Here is a 3,217-nt window from a genome sequence, read left to right as displayed (position 1 = left end):
CTACCGCTCTGCATGTTGGCCACGCAAAACCGCGACCTGCACCGGCAGCCAACATACTCCATTGCGCCCGATTTGTCTCTTTTCATTGGAACGAGGGTGCGGTGGCCGGCCAGAGCTGCACGCTGGTTCGAGAGGTTTTTTTGCGGTATTCTTATACAGCTACAACGCAGGGCTCCGGGACGCGCAAAGGAGGCTGGATCACTTTGATTGGCCGTGATCCTTTCCCGATTTCCGGGTCATGCGCCTGGTCGAAGGCGAACGTCATGGACACGCGAACGCTTCTCATACTCGGCCTTGGCATAGCCATTCTGTTGGTGCTGGGATTTTTTGCGCTGCCTGCATGACGGCGCCGGCGGCCACACTTCAGCAGCGTCATGCCGGCCGCCTTCGGTCGGGGCGAGCCGGCGCCACCGAAAGAAGCCTGGAAGGGCCCGCTTACTTCGAAAACTGTTTCAGGTAAGCGATGACGTTGGCTACGTCCTGATCGTTCTTGAGGCCGGGAAACGCCATCTTCGTTCCTTTGATCATCCCCCTCGGGTCCTGAAGATACTTTGTCAGCGTGGGCTCATCCCATTTGATGCCGGATTTTCCGGCCTCGTTCATGGCCATGGAATAAGTGAAACCGGGATGCGTGCCCGCCGTGCGCCCGATGACGCCGTGCAGAGACGGGCCGACCTTGTTCTGGTCCTGGTCTGCAATGTGGCAGACCTTGCACTTGGTGAAGACCTTCTCGCCTGCGGCGGCATCCTGCGCCCGCGAAGGGCTTGCGATGAAGATCGTGGCCGACGAGGCGATGAAAAGTGCGATTGCGCGCATGGCAGCATTCCTCCCTTAGAAGCTCGCGGGGTGAAGTTCCTGAACCATGGTCGCCCTGGCGTTCAACTCCGCCAGACGTAGGTTGCCGCGGCTAGAGCGAATCCTCACGGATCGGCAGTAAGAGCGTTGGCGTGTGTTCCAAGGTTGTAGTACACACCAACTTGCCACATTTGGCTCTAAATTCAGATCCTGGAGTGAATACCTTGACCGAACAAGATGAAGTTGAAGACATCGATCTAGTCGGACTGACGGCGGATGTTGTCTCAGCGTATGTGAGCAACAATCCCCTCCCCGTCAGCGGTCTAGCTGACCTCATTGCATCGATTCATTCGTCGTTGTCAGGCGTTCGCCAATCAAGCGACCCCGAGAAACCTGCTCGGGCGCCCGCGGTCAACCCGAAGCGATCGGTGTTCCCCGACTACATCATCTGCCTAGAGGACGGGAAACAGTTCAAATCGTTGAAGCGCCATCTCGACTTGCACTACGGGCTGACGCCCGACGAGTACCGGGCCAAGTGGGGGCTGAAGCCGGATTACCCGATGGTGGCGCCGAACTATGCGGCGCAGCGATCGGCGCTGGCGAAGGCGGCCGGGCTCGGGCGGAAGGCGCCGGCGAAGCAGGCGAAGGGCAATGGCAAAAAGCGCTCTCCGGGATGAACGCGGAGCCTTGCCAGTAACGACGCAAGGCCGTCGATGACAGCCGGTAGGCGGGTCGGTGGTTAAATGTGACGACTGTGGCGCATCCGGTCCGGTCTGCATCGACGAATTCAACGCCATCAAAAGCTGGAATCGTCGTCCCGCAACACCCGACCGGGATTGGAACTGAGCTAGTAACCGGCACTCATCTTCGCCAAGGTCACAGAATACCCGACCGGCGGGGCGCCGATAGGAATGTTTTGATGATCTGGATCCTTGTTGCGGCCGGTGCCCTTGCGCTGGCCGGCTTTGTTGCCCGCCCGGCAAACGCGCAAGAGACTTTCCATGGGTATGATTGCACCGATGACTGCTCGGGACACGAAGCCGGCTATGATTGGGCGGCAAGCAACGACATCATCGACGAGCGAGACTGCGATGGTGATAGCCAATCGTTCAACGAAGGCTGCCAAGCATACGTCGAAGAGCAAGCGGACGGTGCACCCCCGAACAGTCAACCCGACGATGAAAACGACGGGGACCGGGACGAATAGGAATCCAGCCTGCGAGCCGTGGGGCCGCGCCATTGTCGATCAGGTGCTGCCTTCGGCATTCAACCGCAATGGAACTTCGGCTTTGGCTCGGTACCCTCAAATTCGACGCCGACGCGGTCATTCTTTCGCCAACGAACGACAGCTTTGTAAGCGATCCCATCGACCGGAACGTAGAGCAGAAAGCGTGCTGGGATCTGAATGTCTGCGGCCAACCTCAGTTCGGCTCCTTGGGAGTGCTGATTGCGTAGTGAGCAGCTGATTTCCGAGTTTCGGAAACCAGTGATGATCGTTCCGCCCTTCAGCACGCGCGGGCGGTGTTCTCGACGGGGAGCGTCTGGAGGTGGGGTTTCCATAGGCTTACAACGTGAACGGCCTTCCAGTGCTCCGTCGAGCCGAAAATTATGGCTCAAGCAGGGCGGGACCATTGAGCGCCCAACCTGCTCACAATTCCCTCGTCAGGCTGGGTGTCGGCGGCAGTCCTTTTCCTATTTGTAGGCAAACTTGTAGACCGCTCGATTGGTGTCGTCGGTGACGCGAACCCATTCGGTCTCGTCTCGCCTGTCCTGTACGGTTCGGCCGGTCACCCATTCAGCGGCTGCTTTCGGTGAGGTGGTCCTCGCGTAGGCAACAGAGACCGCTTCCAACCCTGACATCATTTCAACGGTGTAGCTGTTCATTGGATAGCTCTTCCATAAAGGGCTTTCAAAGGTCTGAGGACCAAGAGCCCGCTCGCTGAGGGGACAAGCGGCGCTCCAGGGGTCTCTGCTACCCAATGGCGCGATCCTCTTGGCATCGCGCCGCGAAGCCAAACCTGCCGACTGGCGGAAATGTTCCGATGCGACCGAAGTCGGATGGTCTGACGCTTTGGTCCCTACGCTGAAACCAAATCCTCGCGATAACATTGGATGGAACCGGCGGGGAAATGCGCCACCTTCCTCGTCGGCAACCGCTAGATCGATGCCCGCCATCCCGTTGCCCGGGGTGACGGGCATCGTGTTTTCAGCATCCTTGTCCGGTCGCCGCTTCTCTGTTCAGATTGGGAAATAAATGGAGCAGAGGTCGCACATGAAGGTCTATCGGGTGGAAGAGATGGATGGGGACAGCGTTGTGACTAGTCGTACCATCAACGCCAATACTCCATGGGTGGCAGCGGAAACAGCCACGGGCAGTGAGGTCACGGACCTACGCGGTGACGAACAGCGCTGGATCCGGGTC

6 protein-coding genes are annotated in these 3,217 nt (G+C 58.9%); 3 read left to right on the top strand and 3 right to left on the bottom strand.

The features are described 5' to 3' along the window. On the top strand, positions 1-344 hold a 344-nt coding region (locus EOA60_RS38360), incomplete at its 5' end, for a hypothetical protein (RefSeq protein WP_206628221.1). 91 nt (positions 345-435) lie between these two features. Here EOA60_RS38360 and EOA60_RS25445 read toward each other — a convergent pair. Beyond that, a complete protein-coding gene (locus EOA60_RS25445; RefSeq protein ID WP_128293300.1) occupies positions 436-816 on the bottom strand; it encodes a cytochrome c family protein in 381 nt (126 codons plus the stop codon). Positions 817-1,019: 203 nt separating this feature from the next. On the opposite strand from EOA60_RS25445, the gene EOA60_RS25440 reads away from it, so the two are divergent. Both EOA60_RS25440 and EOA60_RS25435 read left to right on the top strand, forming a co-directional pair. Next, on the top strand, positions 1,020-1,472 hold the full coding sequence (locus tag EOA60_RS25440) for a MucR family transcriptional regulator (protein ID WP_127216593.1): 453 nt from the start codon (positions 1,020-1,022) through the stop codon (positions 1,470-1,472). A gap of 242 nt (positions 1,473-1,714) precedes the next feature. Next, the gene (locus EOA60_RS25435) at positions 1,715-2,002 is read left to right on the top strand and encodes a hypothetical protein (RefSeq protein WP_245460854.1); all 288 of its coding nucleotides are present in this window, start codon (positions 1,715-1,717) and stop codon (positions 2,000-2,002) included. A gap of 59 nt (positions 2,003-2,061) precedes the next feature. Here EOA60_RS25435 and EOA60_RS39210 read toward each other — a convergent pair whose 3' ends face one another. Together EOA60_RS39210 and EOA60_RS37780 are read right to left on the bottom strand one after the other, a co-directional pair. After that, positions 2,062-2,355 carry a PilZ domain-containing protein gene (locus EOA60_RS39210; protein WP_127335365.1) on the bottom strand — a complete coding sequence of 98 codons (294 nt, stop codon included), beginning with the start codon at positions 2,353-2,355 and terminating at the stop codon, positions 2,062-2,064. Positions 2,356-2,487: 132 nt separating this feature from the next. After that, positions 2,488-2,994, bottom strand: coding sequence for a hypothetical protein (locus tag EOA60_RS37780; protein WP_128293302.1), 507 nt, complete (start codon positions 2,992-2,994; stop codon positions 2,488-2,490). Between the last annotated feature and the right edge of the window lie 223 nt (positions 2,995-3,217).

The organism is Mesorhizobium sp. M1A.F.Ca.IN.020.06.1.1, from assembly GCF_004023265.1.
In the GTDB taxonomy this organism is placed as follows: domain Bacteria; phylum Pseudomonadota; class Alphaproteobacteria; order Rhizobiales; family Rhizobiaceae; genus Mesorhizobium.
Note: the sequence above shows the minus strand (reverse complement) of the source record. Positions and strands in the feature narration are given on the sequence as shown.